Source organism: Calothrix sp. CCY 0018, assembly GCF_963920925.1.
Classification (GTDB): domain Bacteria; phylum Cyanobacteriota; class Cyanobacteriia; order Cyanobacteriales; family Nostocaceae; genus Rivularia.
Genome location: NZ_CAWUDI010000059.1, coordinates 25,941 through 47,176, shown reverse-complemented (window position 1 = coordinate 47,176; position 21,236 = coordinate 25,941). Strand labels below are relative to the sequence as shown.

Annotated in this window: 20 protein-coding genes; 13 read left to right on the top strand and 7 right to left on the bottom strand. The window is 37.5% G+C overall.

What is annotated here, in order from left to right; translation table 11 throughout:
* Positions 1 to 1,180: hypothetical protein (locus tag ACM03V_RS30155; protein WP_414624494.1), on the top strand; the 1,180-nt coding region annotated here is incomplete at its 5' end.
* A 365-nt stretch (positions 1,181 to 1,545) separates the two neighbouring features.
* Here the strand turns inward: ACM03V_RS30155 and ACM03V_RS30150 are convergent.
* From ACM03V_RS30150 to ACM03V_RS30140, 3 genes are read right to left on the bottom strand one after another with little or no spacing between them, the layout of a single operon-like run.
* The gene (locus ACM03V_RS30150; RefSeq protein ID WP_414624493.1) at positions 1,546 to 2,259 is read right to left on the bottom strand and encodes an SDR family NAD(P)-dependent oxidoreductase; all 714 of its coding nucleotides are present in this window, start codon (positions 2,257 to 2,259) and stop codon (positions 1,546 to 1,548) included.
* Positions 2,260 to 2,287: 28 nt separating this feature from the next.
* On the bottom strand, positions 2,288 to 3,025 hold the full coding sequence (locus ACM03V_RS30145; RefSeq protein ID WP_414624492.1) for an SDR family oxidoreductase: 738 nt from the start codon (positions 3,023 to 3,025) through the stop codon (positions 2,288 to 2,290).
* Positions 3,026 to 3,069: 44 nt separating this feature from the next.
* The gene (locus tag ACM03V_RS30140; protein ID WP_414624491.1) at positions 3,070 to 3,927 is read right to left on the bottom strand and encodes a helix-turn-helix domain-containing protein; all 858 of its coding nucleotides are present in this window, start codon (positions 3,925 to 3,927) and stop codon (positions 3,070 to 3,072) included.
* A gap of 80 nt (positions 3,928 to 4,007) precedes the next feature.
* Here ACM03V_RS30140 and ACM03V_RS30135 point away from each other — a divergent pair, with 80 nt between their 5' ends.
* The 3 genes from ACM03V_RS30135 to ACM03V_RS30125 all read left to right on the top strand — a co-directional run bounded on the left by ACM03V_RS30135 (position 4,008) and on the right by ACM03V_RS30125 (position 7,776).
* Positions 4,008 to 4,904: a helix-turn-helix transcriptional regulator gene (locus tag ACM03V_RS30135; protein WP_414624490.1), complete on the top strand. Its 897-nt coding sequence runs from the start codon at positions 4,008 to 4,010 to the stop codon at positions 4,902 to 4,904.
* Between the two features lie 245 nt (positions 4,905 to 5,149).
* Positions 5,150 to 6,133 (top strand): Rieske 2Fe-2S domain-containing protein, encoded by a 984-nt coding sequence (locus tag ACM03V_RS30130; RefSeq protein ID WP_414624489.1) that lies wholly within the window; start codon positions 5,150 to 5,152, stop codon positions 6,131 to 6,133.
* A 179-nt stretch (positions 6,134 to 6,312) separates the two neighbouring features.
* Positions 6,313 to 7,776, top strand: coding sequence for a pentapeptide repeat-containing protein (locus tag ACM03V_RS30125; protein ID WP_414624488.1), 1,464 nt, complete (start codon positions 6,313 to 6,315; stop codon positions 7,774 to 7,776).
* Between the two features lie 77 nt (positions 7,777 to 7,853).
* Here the strand turns inward: ACM03V_RS30125 and ACM03V_RS30120 are convergent, their stop codons facing one another.
* Both ACM03V_RS30120 and ACM03V_RS30115 read right to left on the bottom strand, forming a co-directional pair.
* Positions 7,854 to 8,636, bottom strand: a complete 783-nt coding sequence (locus tag ACM03V_RS30120) for a DUF429 domain-containing protein (protein WP_414624487.1) — start codon at positions 8,634 to 8,636, stop codon at positions 7,854 to 7,856.
* Between the two features lie 222 nt (positions 8,637 to 8,858).
* The gene (locus ACM03V_RS30115) at positions 8,859 to 10,007 is read right to left on the bottom strand and encodes a DNA cytosine methyltransferase (RefSeq protein ID WP_414624486.1); all 1,149 of its coding nucleotides are present in this window, start codon (positions 10,005 to 10,007) and stop codon (positions 8,859 to 8,861) included.
* Between the two features lie 370 nt (positions 10,008 to 10,377).
* On the opposite strand from ACM03V_RS30115, the gene ACM03V_RS30110 reads away from it, so the two are divergent.
* The 5 genes from ACM03V_RS30110 to ACM03V_RS30090 all read left to right on the top strand — a co-directional run bounded on the left by ACM03V_RS30110 (position 10,378) and on the right by ACM03V_RS30090 (position 13,005).
* Positions 10,378 to 10,674, top strand: coding sequence for a 2Fe-2S iron-sulfur cluster-binding protein (locus ACM03V_RS30110; RefSeq protein ID WP_414624485.1), 297 nt, complete (start codon positions 10,378 to 10,380; stop codon positions 10,672 to 10,674).
* Positions 10,675 to 10,722: 48 nt separating this feature from the next.
* Positions 10,723 to 11,052 carry a thioredoxin gene (gene trxA / locus ACM03V_RS30105; RefSeq protein ID WP_414624484.1) on the top strand — a complete coding sequence of 110 codons (330 nt, stop codon included), beginning with the start codon at positions 10,723 to 10,725 and terminating at the stop codon, positions 11,050 to 11,052.
* A 338-nt stretch (positions 11,053 to 11,390) separates the two neighbouring features.
* The gene (locus ACM03V_RS30100; RefSeq protein WP_414624483.1) at positions 11,391 to 12,296 is read left to right on the top strand and encodes a DUF5996 family protein; all 906 of its coding nucleotides are present in this window, start codon (positions 11,391 to 11,393) and stop codon (positions 12,294 to 12,296) included.
* 18 nt (positions 12,297 to 12,314) lie between these two features.
* Positions 12,315 to 12,623 carry a type II toxin-antitoxin system HigB family toxin gene (locus ACM03V_RS30095; protein ID WP_414624495.1) on the top strand — a complete coding sequence of 103 codons (309 nt, stop codon included), beginning with the start codon at positions 12,315 to 12,317 and terminating at the stop codon, positions 12,621 to 12,623.
* On the top strand, positions 12,598 to 13,005 hold the full coding sequence (locus tag ACM03V_RS30090; RefSeq protein ID WP_414624482.1) for a helix-turn-helix domain-containing protein: 408 nt from the start codon (positions 12,598 to 12,600) through the stop codon (positions 13,003 to 13,005). Before ACM03V_RS30095 ends, ACM03V_RS30090 begins: the two co-directional genes overlap by 26 nt.
* A 106-nt stretch (positions 13,006 to 13,111) precedes the next feature.
* On the opposite strand, the gene pip is transcribed toward ACM03V_RS30090, so the two are convergent.
* Complete coding sequence (gene pip / locus ACM03V_RS30085; protein ID WP_414624481.1) at positions 13,112 to 14,050, bottom strand: prolyl aminopeptidase; 939 nt, start codon at positions 14,048 to 14,050, stop codon at positions 13,112 to 13,114.
* 198 nt (positions 14,051 to 14,248) lie between these two features.
* Between pip and trpS the strand changes: the two genes are divergently transcribed.
* The 4 genes from trpS (at position 14,249) to ACM03V_RS30065 (ending at position 17,322) form a co-directional block, all read left to right on the top strand.
* Positions 14,249 to 15,271 (top strand): tryptophan--tRNA ligase, encoded by a 1,023-nt coding sequence (gene trpS / locus ACM03V_RS30080; protein ID WP_414624480.1) that lies wholly within the window; start codon positions 14,249 to 14,251, stop codon positions 15,269 to 15,271.
* A gap of 61 nt (positions 15,272 to 15,332) precedes the next feature.
* Positions 15,333 to 16,253, top strand: coding sequence for a methylenetetrahydrofolate reductase (locus ACM03V_RS30075; protein ID WP_414624479.1), 921 nt, complete (start codon positions 15,333 to 15,335; stop codon positions 16,251 to 16,253).
* 413 nt (positions 16,254 to 16,666) lie between these two features.
* Positions 16,667 to 16,906 (top strand): FitA-like ribbon-helix-helix domain-containing protein, encoded by a 240-nt coding sequence (locus ACM03V_RS30070; protein ID WP_414624478.1) that lies wholly within the window; start codon positions 16,667 to 16,669, stop codon positions 16,904 to 16,906.
* A complete protein-coding gene (locus ACM03V_RS30065) occupies positions 16,903 to 17,322 on the top strand; it encodes a type II toxin-antitoxin system VapC family toxin (RefSeq protein ID WP_414624477.1) in 420 nt (139 codons plus the stop codon). The genes ACM03V_RS30070 and ACM03V_RS30065 overlap by 4 nt, the downstream gene beginning before the upstream one ends.
* Positions 17,323 to 17,462: 140 nt before the next feature.
* Here the strand turns inward: ACM03V_RS30065 and ACM03V_RS30060 are convergent, their stop codons facing one another.
* Positions 17,463 to 20,975, bottom strand: a complete 3,513-nt coding sequence (locus ACM03V_RS30060; RefSeq protein WP_414624476.1) for a caspase family protein — start codon at positions 20,973 to 20,975, stop codon at positions 17,463 to 17,465.
* Between the last annotated feature and the right edge of the window lie 261 nt (positions 20,976 to 21,236).

Genomic DNA, 21,236 nt, shown 5'->3' with positions numbered 1-21,236 from the left:
AGGTGGCGGAAGTAATCCATTTGCAGGTGGTACAGGTGGCGGAAGTAATCCATTTGCAGGTGGTACAGGTGGCGGAAGTAATCCATTTAGCGGTGGTGCTGGCGGCGAAGGCAATCCTTTAGCAGGTGGAGAGGATGCGGTTGCTGGGGAAGACGGTATGTCTGAAGAATCATCCTTTGATGTTACGAATTTCATGTTTGGCGATAATTTATCGTTCATGAATGGCGGCGCTGAAGGTGGCACAGAAAATAGTGGTATGCCTTCCTCATCACCTTCAGAAACTTTGAGAAAAGTCTACGATACTCTGACAAGATCAAGATTTGCTTCCGATCCTACCTATTCCGGATTTGCGATGGGTAACGAAACACCGTTAAAAACATCTGACGACTTATTAACGCTGTTCCGCAATGATATGTTCACGAATAATAATGGCAATTCTTTCGAGCAGTTGATGGGTGAAGATAGCCCGTTTGGTAGCGAAGATAACCCATTTGCAGATGGTGAGATGGCAGAAAATCTAGATATCATTGAAGCTGCCCTTGATGGACTTTTACCCTTTAACGGTAGCGAAAGTGTATTTAGTACCCCTGAAGGCGAAATTCCCCTCGGTAACGGCAACATTGATGATGGCAGCGATAACGCCGTTATTGGTAACGCTAACCGAGACTACGGAAACTTCAACGCTACTATCGGTAACGGTAACTGGAATTGGGATGGTGCTACTAAAAACTCAACTGTTGGTAATGGTAACTGGCACTTAGATTTTAGTGATAATAATAACACCCTTGGTAACGGTAACTGGCATTGGGAAGATAGCGACGATAACTCAACTCTTGGTAATGGTAACTGGGCGTTTGGAGATAATAACTCAACTATTGGTAACGGTAATTTTAACTTCGGTAATAACAATACCGTAATTGGTAACGGTAACTGGGTATACACCGACAACAGTATTGTAATTGGTAATGGTAACTGGTCTGTAGTTATTGACAAATCAGCCGCTGGCGCTGACGAATTTATTGATGATTTTAATGCCACAATGAGCTATGGCATGGACGTAAAAAATGCTACCGATAGCCTAGTAGATTCGTTGTTGGGCAAAATGGCTGATATGTTTATGCCTTTAACAGAAGATTTAGGAGAATCGGCAATGAATACCTATAACGAACTGTTTAGCTGATCTAATAGCGCTATGGATTTTCCAATTTAACAAGACTTACGAAAGCCCCCCTTAATAAGGGGGGTTGGGGGGATCTCAAATGTCTGGAACACTACACTTTCCGTTATAACTGCGTAAGTCCTATTTAAGTTTAATCAACAAGCAGAATCATTAATACGGGCATCTTGCCCGTTTTTTTGATTAAATACTTTGTTGTACTTCAATTACTGTTGTATAAAATCGAGGTTCAACTGATTCTATTGCTTGATTAAATTCCTTATTATGTAAGTATTCCAGTAGTTTTCTATTACCAATTACCAATTACCAATTACCCATTACCCATTACCTGCCTTTATAGATATGATAACTATTTCAACGGACATTGTTTACCGATTTTGTTCTTGCAAATAAGGCACGCTAGAGTTAACCATGTGCGCTTCATCGGAAGCTAACCAAGCTACATAATCACCTATTTCATCGGCTGTTATCCATTCAGGTTTTGCGTTTTCTTCAGTAGCGCGAGTATTCACCAAACTGTTAACCATCACTTCATTAATCCGAACACCACTATCTTTCATTTCTTCCATTAATACCTTCGCCATCATTAATTGTCCGGCTGCGGTAATTGCGACTAAACTATAATTTGGAATGGCATTTTCAGCAGCAGAGCCACCTAAAAAAGTGTAGCTACTGCCTTTATTTTCAACTAATACGGGTAGAAAAGTACGAGCGCAAACGAAGTGAGTAGTTAAATTTGTGAAAATAAACTTTTGCCAATCTTCCATTGAAACTTGCGTCATCGGAACCCCACTCCAAGTTCCACCAACGGAAGCAACAACAGCATCGAGACGATTGAATTTTTCAATAATTTGATTGCGGAGCTTTTCTGCACTTTCTAAATTTCCCAAATCACCAACTATGGGGACAAAATTATCCTTTGCTAAATCTCCTAAATAACCGCGTAATTCTTCAAGTTTCTCTTGCTTGCGAGAAGTTGTAATTACCGTTGCACCAGCTTTGAGAAAAGAGCGAACAATTCCTTCCCCAACATTACCAGCACCACCAGCAATAAAAGCTATTTTTCCGTTAAGAGTCGGCATATTATTTTTCCTTTTAAAAAAGTGAGTGTTAAACAATTCCACCGTTAGCTCGAATACTTTGCCCGGTAATCCAATGAGCATCATCAGATACCAGCATGGCAACAGCATTCGCGACATCTTCAGGTTTACCCAAACGATTTAATGGCGTTTGAGCAATCAGTTGATTTACCTGTTCCTCATCTAAAACCAAACCGTCAGTATCCGTAACTCCTGGCGAAACGGTGTTTACAGTAATACCTCGTTCGCCTAATTCTTTTGCCAAACAAGCGCTAAATTGTTCAATTGCAGATTTACATCCGGAATATGCTCCACCACCAGGAATTGCCATTACCGTACCGCTAGTAGAAATACTAACAATACGCCCGTTATCGGCTAAGTGTTTCGCGGCTTCTTGCAGAGCAAAATATACACCCCGCGTAATATCAAACATACTATCGTATTCTTCTTTAGTCATTTGCGCTGTAGGCTTAAAAATGTTTTTCCCAGCAGCATTATTAACTAAAATATCGACTTTACCGAAATGTTCGAGGGTTTGTTTAAATAAATTACCCACGCTGTCAATTTCTTTGACATTTAGTTGCAGCGCTATAGCTTCAGAACCCTGAGACTTGATGTTTTCAACAACTTCCTGCGCTTTATCCTGGTTGCTATGATAAGTCACAACAACATTAGCACCATCTTTTCCCAATCTTTGAGCAATACCTCGCCCAATACCGCGAGATGAACCAGTAACAATTGCGACTTTTCCTGTTAGTTTATCCGTCATGTTTGATGCACAGTTTTAGTTACAATTTCTTAGATTAAATAAAGTTAGACTTTTGCGTCTATCAAGATATTGCTCTCTTTTGCATATTGCTTGGGTGTAACTCCCATAACTCGCTTAAAATGCCAGCCAAAATGACTTTGACTGGAAAAACCTGTTTTAATAGCAACTTGAGAAATTGATAAATTACTAGTTAATAAAGCTTTGGCACGAGCAATTCTAATTTGATTTTGATATTTGTGAGGGGGAATTCCAATTTGTTTGCGGAATGCGCGATTTAGATAAAAAGGGCTAAAATTCACGATGCGTGCTAAATCTTCAAGCGATATATTTTCAGCATAATTATCATTCAAATAGTCTCGAACCCACTGAATGGCTTGATTTTCGTTTCCGATCTTTTTTAATGTCGGATGATTATGTGTATATCTTGAAATAAGATTTTCTATAATTTGAAATAACAGCGACTGTTGCTTTAATATTGATGCTTGAGAATTTTCTACTAAATTGTGAAAAATCCAGATAAGTTTGCTCAATTCACGATCTGTAACTACTGGTGTAGAAAAAAACGGCAATTTTTGATAACTATCGGGAATTTCTGTTGCTAACTCTTGTAATAAATTTGTATTAATTCGCAATCCGTAAAATCTACAATTTATTTGACTCTCGAAACTAGCTTTATGTACTTCTCCAGGTTGAGTTAAAGTGAAACTTAGAGGAGGCACGGTGAATTTGCTACCTCGATAATCGAATCTCCAATGGCTACCCTGCATAATTGTTATTTCAAGCTCTTCGTGAAAATGAGCGGGTAGACTAAAACAAGCAGAATCACGATAGGCTATTTCAATATTTTTAATATGCTGAGGTTGCCAAACCCGCCGCTGTTGGTAGATTGCGTTTGCGTTCATAGTATTTTCAGCAATTGATTGAACAGATATGTTTTATACTACTATTTTAGGTTTGGATAAAAACAACAATATAATTAACAATGCAAACCGAGCATCCTACTATAAAAATAAATGCCGCTCAACCAAATCAACTAAAACAAATATTACCTAAATCATTAATTATTTCTACTCCGGTTTCTTTATGCAATGGTTTTTATTTTAACTATCATCGACAATTCAATTATAAAGTTCCGGAAATACTATCTTCTCAGCATATCATCGGAATTTCTCCTGAAAGCTTTCATGCCAGTTTTAGAATTAATAAGAGTTGGCATCGTCATTACTACCAAGAAGGAGACATAGGAATATTTCCCGCTTATCAAACTTCACCAGCAGCAGAGTTTGAGCAAGATAATGAATTTATTCTATTAAGTTTTGAACCAGATTTTTTATATCGTGCTATCTATGAATCAGTTAATATTGAACGCACTGAAATTATACAGCAAATCAAAACTTGTGACCCTTTAATCAAACAAATTGGATTGGCAATCAAAAGAGAATTAGAAATTAGTATAGCTGATAGTCGTCTTTATGTTGAATCAGCAGCGAATATGTTAGCCGTGCATTTATTAAAACGTTATTCGACGCGAAATTTTAATATTAAAGAATATAGCGATGGATTACCGAAGTATAAATTAAAAGAAATTATAGATTATATCAACGATAATTTAGACCAAAATTTGTCACTTGCTCAAATGAGTCAAATTTTACAAATGAGTCCTCATTATTTTGCTACTTTATTTAAGCGATCAATGGGAATTGCACCCCATCAATATATAACTAAATGTCGAGTTGAAAAAGCAAAATATCTTCTCGCTGCTAATGAATTATCAGTTATACAAGTTTCTTATTTAGTAGGATTTAAAAGTCAAAGTCATTTTGCAAAAGTTTTTCGTAAATATGTTGGTGTGACTCCTAGAGAATTTAGAATCAGTTAGCAGTTATCTTTTTTATTTAGTTTGATATCATGCCCGTTAAAATAACTGTCATTATTCGCTGTGCGAAGTAATCGCAGCGATTGCTTCGCACAGCGAATAATGACATATTATGATTTGTCGAACATCATATGAATTACTATTTAATCGGAAGATTCCGTTAGTTTTCGGAAGATTGCGCGAGACGGTTTTATGCAACGGATACTAAACTAATCTCATCAATCTGTTAGTTGAAAACTTATATAACTATGTTAAAAGGGGCACCGTGGCTGTTAGCTCATCGTTCGATGCTGAAGCCAAATCAGCCGATGAAAGTTTCTATTTATGGGAAAGATTACGTACTTTGGCAAGATGGTACGGGTAAAATAAATTGCTTACCGAATGCCTGTCCTCATATGGGTGCGATGCTATCGTCAGGTTGGTGTATAACTAAGCCCGATAATAGTAATGCGGTAGTTTGTCCGTTTCATGCATTGGAATTTGATGGTGCTGGCTGTACGGTATTACCAGGTACTGAGAAGTCAACTAAGTCACTATTGGAACCCTTAGAATTAATAATTCAAGGAGATTTTATCTGGAGTTATGGCGGTTATGAAGCCAAAATTCCGATTCCGACGATTATGAATGAGATTGCAGCAAATTACGAATTTATTGGGTTTAGTGGCGATCGCTCTATCAAAACTGATTTTCTCTCGCTTCTATTAAATATGCACGATTACAATCATCAAAATGGCACTCATCGCCAGCTATTTGAAATCGAAGAAGTGCAGCTAAACCAGTTTATCGATGATGGATTTCATTCCCATGCTTATATTGCCCAACCCCGGAAAAATCCGACATTACGCGATATTTTCAAGAATCCGGCGCTTTTAGCAATGCCAAAAGTATTAGAAGCGCACTTAGAAAACTTTTTCCCTTTTATGGCAGTAATGCACGGCGAAAGTCCGATTTTAAGCATCAAAGAATGCCATTTTTATATACCAGAATCCTCAAATCAATCCCGCGTTTTTATATTGATGTTTGTAAAAGCGCATTCACCAATCGCTCATTTAATCAAGGGAAATTTACTAAAACTTGTAGAAGTCGTCATCGAACAAGATGCCGATATTTTAAGCAAAATTTACCCAAATACTCCTCAAAATATCAAATTAAATAACGAAGTCGGTATGGATTGGGTGCGGAGAAATTTTGATAGTTTTCCCGATGTTGTGCAACCGAATTTGTCGCGATAAATACAATATTCGCTAAAATTGATTTTACTTCACGAATCTTAACTTTTGGCGCTTATCTTAATCAATTTACAAAAAATCATCAGAAACATTAGCCACTTGATTTTTTTTGTGTGAAAATGGTCTGTAATACCTGCGTATTATGACAAATCGAGTTGCGATAATGGCCCGTGGAGATAAAGATGGCAATCCAAAAAACTGATTTTTCACATCTCGGCTATCAAATTAACAAGGAATTAGGAAAAAATCACTTCGGGGGACGTATCACGCACCTTGCGGAAGTGGAAAGCGATAAAAAACAAGTAGTAATCAAAGAGTTTCGTTTTGCAAATGTAGGTACCGATTGGTCGGGTTTTAAAGCCTACGAACGCGAGATCGAAGTACTCAAGCAGTTAAATCATCCGCGTATTCCGAGCTACTTAACGACGTTTGAAACACCTCAAGGGTTTTGTTTGGTACAGGAATATAAAGATGCGCCATCATTGGCTTCGGAAAACAAGTTTACTCCCGAGCAAGTTAAGCAAATTGCCATATCTATTTTAGAGATATTAGTTTATTTGCAGCAGCGCAACCCGCAAATTATTCATCGGGATATTAAACCTGAAAATATTTTAGTTGATAAAAATCTTAACGCTTATTTAGTTGATTTTGGGTTTGCCAGAGTTAGTAATAATGAAGTTGCACTTAGTAGCGTTGCTTCGGGAACCCCTGGTTTTATCCCTCCGGAAGAGTATTTCGGTAGAGATTTAACCGAAGCATCCGATTTATATAGTTTGGGTGTAACGTTAATTTGTTTGCTTAGCGGTACCCGTTCGGTTAATGTTGGTAAATTAATTGATGATGAATATCGCTTTAATTTTAAAACTTTACCATTAAATATCAACCCGAAATTCGTAGAGTGGTTGAGTAAGATGGTTGAGCCAAATATCAAGCATCGGTTTGCAAATGCAACTGAAGCCTTAGAAGCGTTAAAATTAATCCCCGCGATCTTAAAGCCAAAATCAACTGAAGGCAATGCATTAGCTCAAACTCTTGCACTTCCGGCACTTCTTTGGATAGCTATTGTGGGAACTCAAGGTATTCAAAAATCTTCCATTTCTCAGCAACATCGGATTGCAAGGCAGCAATCACAAATTTACCGTCTTCGTCACAGACAAGAACAGCTTGAAGACAAAATATATCGAATAAATAGGTTACAAGAAGTATTAATAGAACGGGAGCAAGCAAGTTTACTAGATAGATTGCAAAAAACCAAAGAATGTGATGACTGTGACTTTCAAAATGCAACCTTAGATGATGCTCAGCTAAAAGATGTCAGCCTCAAAAATGCCAATTTAGAACATATTAATTTGGTGGATGCGAATTTGCAAGGCAGTAATTTAAGCGGTGCAAATCTTCTTGGAGCAAGACTCAGAGGTGCAGTCTTAACTGATGCAAATTTATCAAACGCCAACCTAGTACACGCTAATTTGAATAATGCGGATTTGCGTGGAGCAGATTTACGGGGTGCAAAATTGAATTTTACTGGGCTTTATGGTGCCGATTTAAGAGGTGCGAATTTACAATATACTAACCTCGAAGGTATCAACCTTAGTCATGCCAAACTAACAGGCGCAACTATGCCAGACGGTAGCGTACATCCGTAAAATCATACAGCTAAGATGAGGAAAATAGAAATTAAAATAACTTTTATTTTTAATTTATAGTTCCTTATCTTAGCAGGTTAAAGGTGTAAATTATCATTTTGTTCTGGAATTACAATATAACCAGTACTCGCATCTCCCAATACTAAATTCCGCCGCTCTCCCCAATACCACCAATAAGCCGCGACGTAAGCACAGATAATGCTATCAAGTTTATCTTCTACTGCTTTAAGAATTTTACCACTACAGGTTGAAGTTAAGAATATGTCCTGCGGACACGCTCCCCTAACAAACTTCAAAAAATGCGAATTCGTATCCTTATCTAAACTGGGTTCTAAACTCGGTAAGATATCGATAATGTAATTATAAAGCTTCGTTAATTCAAGATGGCGATCGCTTATTCTTCCCTTCTTGTATTTAAGAATTTTTTGTAAGCCAAAAAGCTGAACTATAGCGGGATGTGGAAATACTTCTATTTGATATCTACCCAGCTTTTGCGCTTCCATAGTTGGTGCGTGAAGATAACCGCGAGATTCCAATTCTAAGCCAAAATTTACCGTGCGTTGAGCAAAAGCTAAACCAAGATTTGCCGGGTAACATCCCGCATGATATTTACCAAAGTGTTTGTGAGTAAGTTTGTCGGGTAAGCGGCTTCCGGTAGCATTCGGGATAAGAGTTGGTGCATCTACAGCAATAATGGCGCTTTCGTCAGCTTTAACGCAATTATCAACCCAAACAAGGATATCTGCAATCGCATCGAGTCTATCCAAATCTTTTAATTGCAGCTTACCGTCGATTAATTCTAAATAACATAAACCGCTTGGTTGCGATTTCCAACCCAAATCAATGCCGAGAAATTTCATTTTTTGCACTTGGATATAAAATGTTTTGATAAAAAATCGCCCTCACCCTCGAAGGGTGGGGCTACAAAAACAAAGTCCACCTTCGTGGGCTAAATATAAGCCTTATCCAGCAGGTTTTGTTTGTGTATCTCAGATTTAAAATCGCCATATATATATTTTTTTATTAGTACTTTGTTTATTAAATATTACGTAAATATAATCTTGTATTTTAGAAAATGATTATTAATTAGTTGATGAAGTCTTTACTAACTGCATCAAAGGTATAAGCGCATAACCAATACACTCTGCTAATTTCGGTGGTACGGCATTTCCGATTTGCCACATAGCTTTTTTCATAGTACCTTCAAAAATAAACGAATCTGGAAACGTTTGTAATCTTGCCATTTCACGAGCGGAAATAACGCGGTTAAGATAAGGATGAATATGAGTACCGCCGTGATTTTCCTTAACAGTCATACTCGGTAATCCTGGATATTGCCGTTTAAAAGCATCAGCATATTTTTTATACAAAGAACCTCCGGGGGGAACTTTAGCAATACGCTCCATATATTCAGGTGAATGTTTTGTCCATTCGTGATTTATTTGCGGTATTCGGGTATATTCTGGTAAATCGGAAATAGCTGATTCAATTGGTTTGTATTCTTCGGTTAATAATTGAGCTTTGGGATAAGGATTGGGCATTCCAAATCTATTGGCAATAAATATAGCTCTGGGACGAATTTGCGGTACACCATAAGCAGCAGATTCAAGAATTGCAATGGAAACATTATCGTAACCAATAGATTTAAATGTTTCGGTAATTGCAGCCCTTACATCTCCCTTTTGAATTGTTAAAATTCCCGGTACATTTTCCATGACAACGTACCAAGGACGTATCTTTGAAACAACACGAATAAACTCATAAAATAAACGATTGCGTGGGTCTTTTGGGTCGCGTTTTCCTGCTACTGAAAAACCTTGGCAGGGCGGGCCACCTGCAACTAAATGTATTTCAGGGGAACCGATTTTTTCAAGCCATTTTACAGGGTGAAAATTTTCAATATCTCCACAAAAGTGATGGCATTGGGGAAAATTTCTCTTATGAGTTGCCGAAGCAATTGGGTTAATTTCAACACTGGCTAATGGTTGAAATCCAGCCTGTACTAAACCTTGGGTCATTCCTCCCGCACCGCAAAACAAATCTACAAATGTATAATCGGATGGTGGTATTGATTGCGAACTTATTTCAATAAATATTTTATGTGGATCTGATTCGTTTTGTTCTAATTCCCGCTTGATGCGTTCGTAACGTCCTAATTTAGGCTTTTTGACCTTTTTGATAGTGTCATTTTCTTCTTTATCTGGAAAAAAAGACAATTGAGTTCCTTGCATTTGTGAGCGAATATTTACTTATGATTTTGTTTTACTCAATTGTATACTATTCCATACTTACATTAGTCTACTCAACCTTGAAATTACATCTTAGAAAAAATATATTCTTACATAATTAAAGCATATTTATTAATAATATATGCTTGCAAAGCTTTCAAAAAATATTCAGACAATTAATTCCACCTCTGTGAATCTCAGCGATATCTGTACTTCCAAAGGCATCAAACCAAGTGCCCCAAAATTGCTTATACAATAAATCTAATATTTTTTTAAGTTAATTTTTGTAAAAAATATTAATGTATTAATACATAGTGTATGCAAAAGTTCCTAATATGAGAAAGCGAAATCAAGTTTTTTTTAAGAGGGAATAATGGGAACATACAACGTAACATTAGTCAACGACGACGGACTAAATAAAACTATTGAAGTAGAAGACGATCAATATATATTTGATGCAGCAGAAGAACAAGATATTGACCTACCCGTTTCTTGTCGTGCAGGTTCTTGCTCAAGCTGTGCCGGGAAAATTATTTCTGGTGAAGTAGATCAGTCAGATCAAGCATTTCTTGACGAAGATCAAATTGCTGCGGGGTTTGTACTAACTTGCGTTGCTATTCCAACATCGGATTGCAAAATTCAAACTCATCAAGAAGAAGCTTTGTATTAATTCGCGTCTAAAATCATAAAAAAATAGTTTGAGAAACGGGAATATCCGATGCCAGAAACAATAACTGTTGAATATATCCACGAACAAGAATTCGATACACTTTCAACCAGCGATGGTGTATTTGTGTGTGACTTTACCGCAACTTGGTGCGGCCCTTGTAAAATGATTGCTCCGATGATGGAAAAATTAGCAAAAGAACATCAAGGCAAAGTAAAAGTTGCAAAAGTTGATCTTGGGGAAAATTCTAATTTAGCTAAAAGGTTGAATATTCGCAGCATTCCTTCCGTAATGATTTACAAAGACGGAAACCTTATAGAAACAATTGTGGGGATAGTTCCTTATGAAAAATTCAACACAGTTGTAACAGAACTGCTTTAAGAGGATGTTTTAAAAGTATTCGGCGGTTAAAACCGCTACTACATAGGCAAAGTCCACCTCCGTGGACTATTGGATTTATAACCCACGGAGGTGGGTTTTGCTTGTGTAGCCGCGACTTACAGTCGCCAGGTAAAATATATAATTAGACTTTCAAAGCATCCTCTAAATAGTCAGTGCGTGACGCTTTTATTATTCTAAAAAAAATAGTAAAAGCGTCGCTTATTCTATAGTAATGACGAAAAAATTAGAACCACCCAAAGAATTTATTTAGGCAACCATAATCAGTGGTAAATTGGTAATTGCCGTCTTGGTAATCGTATCCTTCCCCAGAGTTAACAATGCCAGATTATACCGAAATTTTCCCTTCATTACCATCAACATCGTGGCAAGAAACGTCCTCCACCCTACAGTTATGGACGCAAGTAATCGGTAAAATCCGCATGGAATTAACTCCACTCATCAACCACTGGTGGAATGTTACACTCTACGTCACATCACGAGGATTAACCACTTCTGCCATACCCTACGAAACGCGCTTCTTTCAAATCGACTTTGATTTTATTGCTCACGAACTTTGTATTTCTACAAGTGACGGACAACGTATCGCATTCGCATTAAAAGCATTTTCCGTAGCCGAATTTTACCAGAAAACAATGAGCGCTTTGGCATCCCTTGACATAAAGGTAAAAATATGGACAATGCCGCAAGAAGTTTCTAATCCCATACCCTTCGAGAAAGACACAAAACACGCATCTTACAACCCCGAATACGTAGAGCGCTTCTGGCAAATATTAGTCCAAACAAACCGTATATTTACACAATTTAGTTCCCGCTTCCTTGGTAAAGTTAGCCCCACACACTTCTTCTGGGGAAGCTTCGACTTAGCCCTCACCCGCTTTTCCGGGCGCGTCGCACCAAAACATCCCGGTGCCCCAGGAATGCCCGATTTCATCACCCACGAAGCATATTCCCACGAAGTCAGCAGTTGCGGATTTTGGCCCGGTGGAGGTGGAGTAGAACCATTTTTCTATTCTTATGCTTATCCAGCACCAGAAGGATTCAAAGATTACAAAGTACAGCCAGAAGGAGCTTACTTTCACGAAGATATCCAGGAATTTGTATTGCCATTAGAAACATTACGATTATCAGATACCCCAGACGAAACCTTATTATCCTTTTTGCAAAGTACTTACGAAGCAGCTGCCGTACTTGGTAAATGGGATAGGGAAGCGTTGGAGCGTTGAAGATTATGGTTAAGTTGGATACGTGTTATTAGTAGAAGGGCGCTTAGGGAATTTTGGGAAAAGCACTCAAATGCTCAAACTGGTCTTATATTATGGTATCAGCGCATATGCGATCGCAATTTTCAAAGCTTTAACAATATACGAGAGTTATTCCCTTCGGCAGACTTAGTTAAGAATTTTACCGTTTTTAATATTAGCGGTAATAATTATAGACTGATTACCTACATAGACTATGAATACCAAATAATATTTATTCGCGCTGTACTTACTCACGCAGAATACGATAAGGAGAACTGGAAAAATGACGACTGGTTTGAAGACTCCTAGTAGTTATTATATTGAATTAATAATTACCTTTCCTCCCCGTCCGATTACTAATGAAAACGAATTAATAGCTACTCAAAACCGGATTAATTCTATCTTAGATAAAGAAAACATCACGCAAGATGATAAAGACTACTTAAAAGTATTAGGTACGCTAGTGTATGATTACGAAAATCAACATGAAGCAATACCTACTTTAAAAGGAGTTACGCTTATTAAGGCATTATTAGAAGAATCTTCTCTTCAGCTTCAAGATTTAATTCCTATTTGTAAAAGTGAATCAAGAGTTTTAGATATATTGAATGGTAAAACTCAACTTACTGAAAATGAAATTAAAGGATTAGCTGATTTCTTCAAGATGTCTCCCAGTTATTTTATGGAGTAAAACAAATTTTTTTCCAAACGCAAAGTATCGCAAAGTTTAACGCAGAGGAACACAAAGATTCAATCAAAATCCCAATGCCCAATGCCCAATGCCCAATTACCAATCATCAAAACCTATCTGTCGCATCAATCAAAGCAGTTTGAATACCCGGCTCGCTCATCGAATGTCCGGCATCGGGAACCACAATAAATTCAGCTTCCCTCCATTCTTGATGTAACTCCCAAGCTGATATCATCGGACAAACTACATCGTATCTTCCCTGAACAATTACAGCCGGAATATGACGTATTTTATCAACATTAAAAAGTAACTGGTCTTCTCTTTCAAAAAATCCCTTATTCACAAAATAATGACATTCAATTCTGGCGAAAGCATCTGCAAAAGCACTTTCACCAAAAGTTTGCATTAAAGATTTATCTAAAAATAATTTACTCGTACTTGCTTCCCAAATTGACCAAGCCCTTGCTGCTTCCAACCTAATTCTTTTATCTTCACTAGTTAAACGTTTATAATAAGCATTTAATAGATCACCTCTTTCTTCTAGAGGAATTGGCTTTAAATATTCCTCCCAAGCATCGGGGAAAATATTACTTGCACCTTCTTGATAAAACCAATGTAATTCCTTTTGACGCAGCATAAAAATACCGCGTAAAATCAAACCGTTGCAACGTTGCGGATGAGTTTGACTGTAAGCTAAAGAAAGCGTACTTCCCCAACTTCCACCAAACACAACCCACTTATCTATCTTTAAATGTTCGCGTAACTTTTCAATATCGCTGACTAAATCCCAAGTTGTATTTTCTCGCAATTCCGCATGAGGTGTACTTTTACCGCAACCTCTTTGATCGAACATTATCAAACGCCACTTTTGGGGGTTAAAATATTGGCGATAAAAACTCGGACATCCACCACCAGGACCGCCATGTAATACTACAATTGGTTTACCCTGCGGATTACCTGACTCTTCAAAATAAATCGTATGTAAATCAGTTACCTGTAATTTACCTTCTTTGTAAGCTTCTCTGGGTGGATATAATTCACGCATATTAATCAGTGAGCAGTGAGCAGTGAGCAATAATTAAGGTATATTTTGGGAGATGAACGCTGTGATGCTATTAATTTATGGCGTTCTGCAATAATACTTTAACAGTTCGAGTCGAAACGTAAATTAAATGGAGAATTTAAACTGCGAATAAATTTCTGAACTGTTCACTGCTAACTGTTAACTGCTCACTGATTTAATATGGCTAAGCAACGAGTTTTTTCTGGAGTACAACCAACAGGTAATCTACATTTAGGTAACTATTTAGGAGCTATTCGCAACTGGATAGAAATTCAAGATCGGTATAAAGACGAATATGAAAATTATTTTTGTATCGTAGATTTACACGCGATTACCGTACCACAAGACCCCAAAAATTTGGCGGCAAACACTTACCATTTAGCTGCAATTTATCTAGCGTGCGGTTTGGATTTAAATTATTCTACTATCTTCGTACAGTCTCATGTTTCCGCTCACAGCGAATTAACTTGGTTGCTCAACTGTATCACTCCCATGAACTGGCTGGAAGATATGATTCAGTACAAGGAAAAAGCAATCAAGCAAGGTGAAAACGTTAACGTAGGTTTGCTGGATTATCCGGTACTGATGGCTGCTGACATTTTGCTGTATCAAGCCGATAAAGTTCCCGTAGGTGAAGACCAAAAACAACATATAGAATTAACGCGAGATATTGTCAATAGATTTAACCATCAATTCGGTAAACCAGATAAGCCTGTATTAAAGTTACCAGAGCCGATAATTCGTAAAGAAGGGGCAAGGGTAATGAGTTTGACAGACGGTACCAGTAAAATGTCTAAGTCCGATCCTTCAGAATTAAGTCGGATAAATTTGACAGATACCCCCGCAGAAATTACCAAAAAAATCAAACGCTGTAAAACTGACACCGTGCGCGGTTTAGAATTTGATAATCCCGATCGCCCTGAATGTAATAATTTATTGACGCTGTATATGCTGCTTGCGGGAAAAACCAAGGAAGAAGTAGCAGCAGAATGTCAAGATATGGGTTGGGGACAATTTAAGCCCTTGTTGGCAGAAACAGCCGTTAATGCCCTACAACCCATTCAAGAGAAATATCAAGCCGTAATGGACGATAAAGCTTATCTAGAGCAGGTTTTGCGCGACGGAAGAGAAAAAGCCGAGGCGATCGCCAATGAAACTTTAAAACAGGTAAAATCCGCATTAGGATTCTCTATGCCTTTATAAGCTTTCCTGTGGCAGTCATATGTGATAGAGCTGTACTAAGTATCGAAATATAACAATCGAAATGCTTGGTACGTTAAATCCAACTCAATTAACAACATTCCGTGCGTCAGCAAGTGCAGGAGAATTCTTAGTTACTGCTGAAGTTGCACCACCAAAAGGCAGTAATCCACAACACATGATAGACATGGCGGCGACTCTTAAGGGGAGAGTTCATGCTGTCAATATTACCGATGGTAGCCGCGCAGTTTTACGGATGTCTTCGTTTGCAGCGTCTGTAATTTTACAGCGAGAAGGGATAGAGCCGATATGTCAAATGGCTTGTCGAGACAGAAACCGCATTGGTTTACAAAGTGACTTGATGGGCGCTCATGCTTTAGGCATCCGCAATATTTTAGCTTTAACAGGAGATCCAGTAAAAGCGGGAGACCACCCCGACGCAAAAAGCGTGTTCGATTTAGAATCAGTACGTTTACTGCAATTAATCGGCAAACTTAACAACGGCTTTGATAGTAACGATAAAGCCTTAACCGACGGAGCTTTAGATTTATTTGTGGGAGCTGCGGTAGATCCACAATGTCGTAGCTGGAGCGGTTTGCAAAAAAGATTTGAACGCAAATTAGCAGCAGGAGCGCAATTTTTCCAAAGTCAAATGATTACCGATTTTGAACTTTTGGAGAAATTCATGACACAAATAGCCGCAGGTTGTAACAAACCAATTTTAGCGGGAATATTTCTCTTGAAGTCAGCCAAAAATGCTCGGTTTATTAATAAATGCGTTCCTGGAGTGACAATTCCCGAACATATAATTGATAGATTAGAAAAAGCGAAAACTCCTTTAGAAGAAGGAATGAAAATCGCTGCCGAACAAGTACAAATTGCCCAGGGATTGTGTCAAGGAGTGCATATGATGGCGGTGAAACGCGAAGATTTGATAGTGCCGATATTGGATATGGCAGGAGTGAAAGCAGTTAGGAAAGTTTAGATAACCTCACCCTTTCCCCTCTCCTTATAAAGCTACGGTGTACATACAAGTATTCTAAGTTTCTTTCACAGCTTTTAAATCCCCCCTAGCCTTGAAAAAGGGGAGAATCAAGTTAAAGTCCCCCTTCCCAAGGGGGATTTAAGGGGATAGAGCCGGTATTTTGGAGAGGGGAAGGAGGGAAAATTTTTTATTAATATATAATTACAATAATAGGACTTACGTAACGGAGATTTGTCATTGCGACCGAAATGTAGTGTAGGGAAGCAATCCCAGGCTTTTTGCGATGAGCCACACGCTTCGGGTGAATACGTTGCTTTCACGCGGAGCGTGTGGCTCATCGCTCGTAATGACGCAGTTACGTTAATCTTGCGTAAGTCCTAAATAGTATATTTTTATTTAACTAACAGTAAACTATGGTTAAAATCATATTAGAAAATATCGATTCTAATGTTATTGAAAAACTTGAAGAACTTGCTATACAACACGGTCGTTCTTTACAAGAAGAATTAAAATATATTTTAGAACAAGCAACGCAAACTAAAACTACTGATACAGTTGATTATCAAGAAATGATTTTGGAAGTCCAGCAAATGTTTGTTGGACGTACTTTTAGAGATAGTGCTGAACTTCTGCGTGAAGATAGAGAAAGATGAGTAGCTATGTTGTTGACGCAAGTGTAGCAATCAAATGGTTTCTTCCACAGCTATACGCCGATAATGCACGACTTTTGCTTACAAATAATCATAATTTATTGGCTCCGGATTTAATATTTCCTGAAGTCGGAAATATTCTTTGGAAAGAAGTACGTTTTGGTTTAGCTACTGCCCAAGAAGCAAAAACAGTAATAACAGCATTTAGCGCATTACCTTTACAGATTTATGCTTCAAAACCTTTAATGTCAATTGCTATAGATACAGCACTACAGACGCAACGAACGGTTTATGACTGTCTTTATTTATCACTTGCCGTAAGTGAAGAATGTCAAATGGTTACAGCAGATAAAAAGTTTTACAATGCTTTGAAAAACACACATTTTGCAACTAATCTCTTGTGGGTAGAAGATATTTAATTAAATCGTATGTCTACTTCGTTAACGTACTACAATATTTTTATTTTTGCATTATATAATTTAGCTGCAAATCAGTTTAATAATTAACCAGTACAAGAAAAATAGCGATATCCACTTATGATGTCGCTACTACATAAAATTTACAAATCGTTACACAACGCTTGAACTAAAGCATCCAAACCAGCTTGAGTGGTGAAATAGGAATTATGGTCGCAAGCAATTGGTGATATAATCCTTGGCTGAGGATTTCGCTCTAAACTAACACTTTTAATGCCTTCGGTAGTCACTGCAATATCATTTGGCTGTTGGAAAAACACTTTATCAACCATACCATCTACAGCAGAACTAAATAATTTCTGCATCAGTCGCTGTATTTTACTGGAGTTTCCTTCTGCTGCTAATGCTTCAGGAGTAATAGAGCGATCGCCAGCAATAATTGTATACTGCACATTGGGGTCAGGATTATTGGCGATGCTTTGGATAAAATCACTTTGGTATTGCATTTGGTCTAAAGCATTATCGTTAGCTTCCAAAAAGGCTAGCAATGCAGCGATAATATTCGTACCCCAAACAACGGTAGAAAGTTGATTTAATCCGATACCAAGAGCAGTAAAAGCCCAATCTTGAATTTTAGGCCAGGGAGAGCCAGCATTAGGTGTACCTAACATCACCAAATGTTGAACAATTTGATTACCATTTTCTTCCTCAATAAAGACACGAGAGACTAAACCACCCATTGAATGAGCAACAATATCTAATTGTTTCCCGTGGTTTGCACTTATTCCAACTTCCTCTAATCTTTGCTTGAGTAGTTTGGCATTTTCTTGAATTGTGGTATTTAGATTTTCGTAGTCAAAAGCCAGAACTAAATCATATTTATCCTCTAGTTTTTTTTCTATTCCAGCTTCTACAAACTTTGCCGATTTGATGCTAGGTAGTAAACTTTCTGTATCCCCAATAATGCCGTGAATGTAAAGTAGAATCTTATTAGCTGAGGCAACTTTAGTTTTAATTTCCTGGTCGTTAGCATTATATGTGACTCTTCCACTTTCGGAAATATTGGCAATTCTTAAAAGTGGATAGGGAAAATTCATCCCTAATTGTTTACCAGCGCTTTCATAAAAAACTTTCTGGAATAATATCTTAATTGAACCTTGTAAACTGCGACTATCCACAGTTGGTTCGGGTAAACGTTCTAGGGTAATTTCTGTTTTCCGATTTACTGTCTTAGCTTTACCCAAAGGTAAGAAAAATTCTCCGTCATAAGCTATGGGTAAGATATATTCGTCTGATGGTAATGTGTTGTCAACCAATAATTTGATTGGATTTTCTGGGGTTACACTTTGGTGATTTTGCACATCAACAATTTCAAGAAGGCTCAAATTACCATTACCACCGCGAGCCCTCTCATTAAAATTGTATAGTTCAGGCTGTCTTTTTCCATCTCGTAAGATAACGGTTTTCTCTGGTAAGAAAATTGGTGGAACTATATTACTGTTAACATTCCGACTACTGGGAGGTAAAGGATTAATGCTAAATTTACCTTTCAAATTTGGATGTGCTTGTAGTTCCACACCAGGTAATAAATTGGTAGACTCAGACTCTTTTATTTCCACTCCACCAGGTGGTTTTACTAAAGTAACTTTAACTTCCTGAGTCATCCAGTTATCAATGTATTTGTCTTTTTTTCTTCTTCCTGAATCACGACTATAAACTTGGTTCATCAATTGGTTGAGAGTACCTGGTAAATCGCCGGTGGAACGACTTGTAGGAGGAGGATTATCCAATCCTGGTTGTGTAAGTAAACTCGCATCGAATTCTCTGGTACTGACAATTAATTTCAAAATCGAATCGTACTCAGTAATTCCATTGTCTAAGTATTCTTTGGGAATTTTTATCTCTATTTCTTCACCTTCAGCAACCTTTCGACTCGGTAAAAGAATACTGCTTGTCCCATCAAAGAAATCAGGAACTTTTATTGAATAATTTCCATTTAATTCTATGATTCGGAAATGTATGTCTTTATCGCTTTTATTGCTGACTTTAACATTAATTCCTGGAGCTTCTAAATCCATTCCATCCCAAGTATATTCTCCTCTCATTACAGAAGTTTCTGTTTTTGAAGATGTTTGATTATTCCCAGGATTAACAATAACTTCCATCTCAACATCACCAGCTTTGATTTTACTAGTAGGTGGGGTTTTCAATTCCAGAATATTTTTCCAACGTGCAATATGCTCTAAACGTTTGATAATTGTCTCTGCATCTTTTGCTGTGTACCCTTGGTTCTGCGGTAGTTCTGGAACAGGTGCAACTAACGGCTCTTTATCGCTTGGTTGCTTAATCCAAAATTGACCATCAACAGCTTCTAAATAATAATCAGCATCCGTCAAGGATTCGGTTTCTCTAACAAATAAAGAAGGTTGACCGGAATTAACTTTTGCAAGTTCTGTACGAGCTAGTTCAACACCTGCTGCTTCACCTTGAAAAGAGACCTTTAACTTAGGTAATGGTACCTGAGTGACAATTGCCCATAATGGTTCATCTTCAGATAATACGCTATTACCCTCGATAATTTCAGCCACACTAACTTCTGCAAATACTTTAGTTAACTTAGCTTTGCAAATAGCATTATCAATGTTTTGTAACTGTTCTTGCGTACTTCCTTGAGGGAAAATAGCTAATAAAGTTTCCCCTTCAGTTGTTGGACGAATACCATGCAAAATTCCACCGTTAATTACCCAACTATTATTCTTTTGTTTGTCATAATTAAAGGTTAAATAACTAATCCGTTCTCCTGCTGCACCTCCTAAGAAAGTTTGAATTAAATCATCGGATTTTGCTTCAATTTGCGGTGATTGCTCTTTAACTTTACCAGTTATCAAAGCATTAATATCTTGAACTAAATTTGCATAGGATAAACTACCATTAGTACGCACTAAAGCTTCAGTTAGAAAATAAGAAAAAGCACCACGACGTTTACCATCTGAACCTGTATGCTCTTTCGCAGTTTGAAAATCTCGACAAGCTGAAATTGCAATATGTTTGGGTGGCTTATAACTATCGCTTAAGCGGTAATTAATCCATTCTTGATTAAAAATAAAGTCTTTTAAATCTCTTGTATTTCCATTAAAATTTGTTTGACGTTCAACAACTTCTGGATCTCTTGTTGCTGTACCGGAGTGACAAGAATCCAAAACAATCAAAATATGCGGATTGTTTTTTGCAACCTTTTCAATTAAATAGCTTAATTCTTTATCTGCTAAATCTGGAACTCCTGAAGTACGGCTATCATGACAAACCAAAGTTTCAATCCTACCATTTAGCTCTAGGTTCTCAAAAACATTTGGTACTGTTTCGTAAGAACCATGACCTGCATAATAAAAGAATACAACATCTTCGCTATCAGCTTGGCTTAGATGTTGCTCAAAGCCATCGATAACCGCTTTACGTGTTGCTAATTGATTAGTTAACTTCTGCGTAGCTAATTCCCATTTCTTTTCATTTTCAGTCGAAATTTTCTTTTGAGTCGCAATCTCTAAATACTTTTCAATTGCTTCAATATCATTAACACAACCCTGTAGCGAATTCACTCCCGATAGAGGAGAGTAATTATCAATACCAACAAGTAAAGCGTAAATTTTATTAGCCATTCGTCTTCTCCTAGCCTAACGGTAAAGTTTTCTGTTCCGAGCAATGGTATCAATTGTTGAGCAGGATGTTTAATAATCTTTCTGTGCCAAACATCTTGTACCGCTCACTCAAAAACGTCAGGGAATGCAATAAAGAGTCTTACAGCAGAATTCGTCTAACGATAGCTGTACAAACTTTTAAGCATTGTCTTTATATATATAGGTACTGAAAAAATTAACTTATGCAGTTAGGTTAGTTGGTGAGGGGGGAAAAGGGTGGGG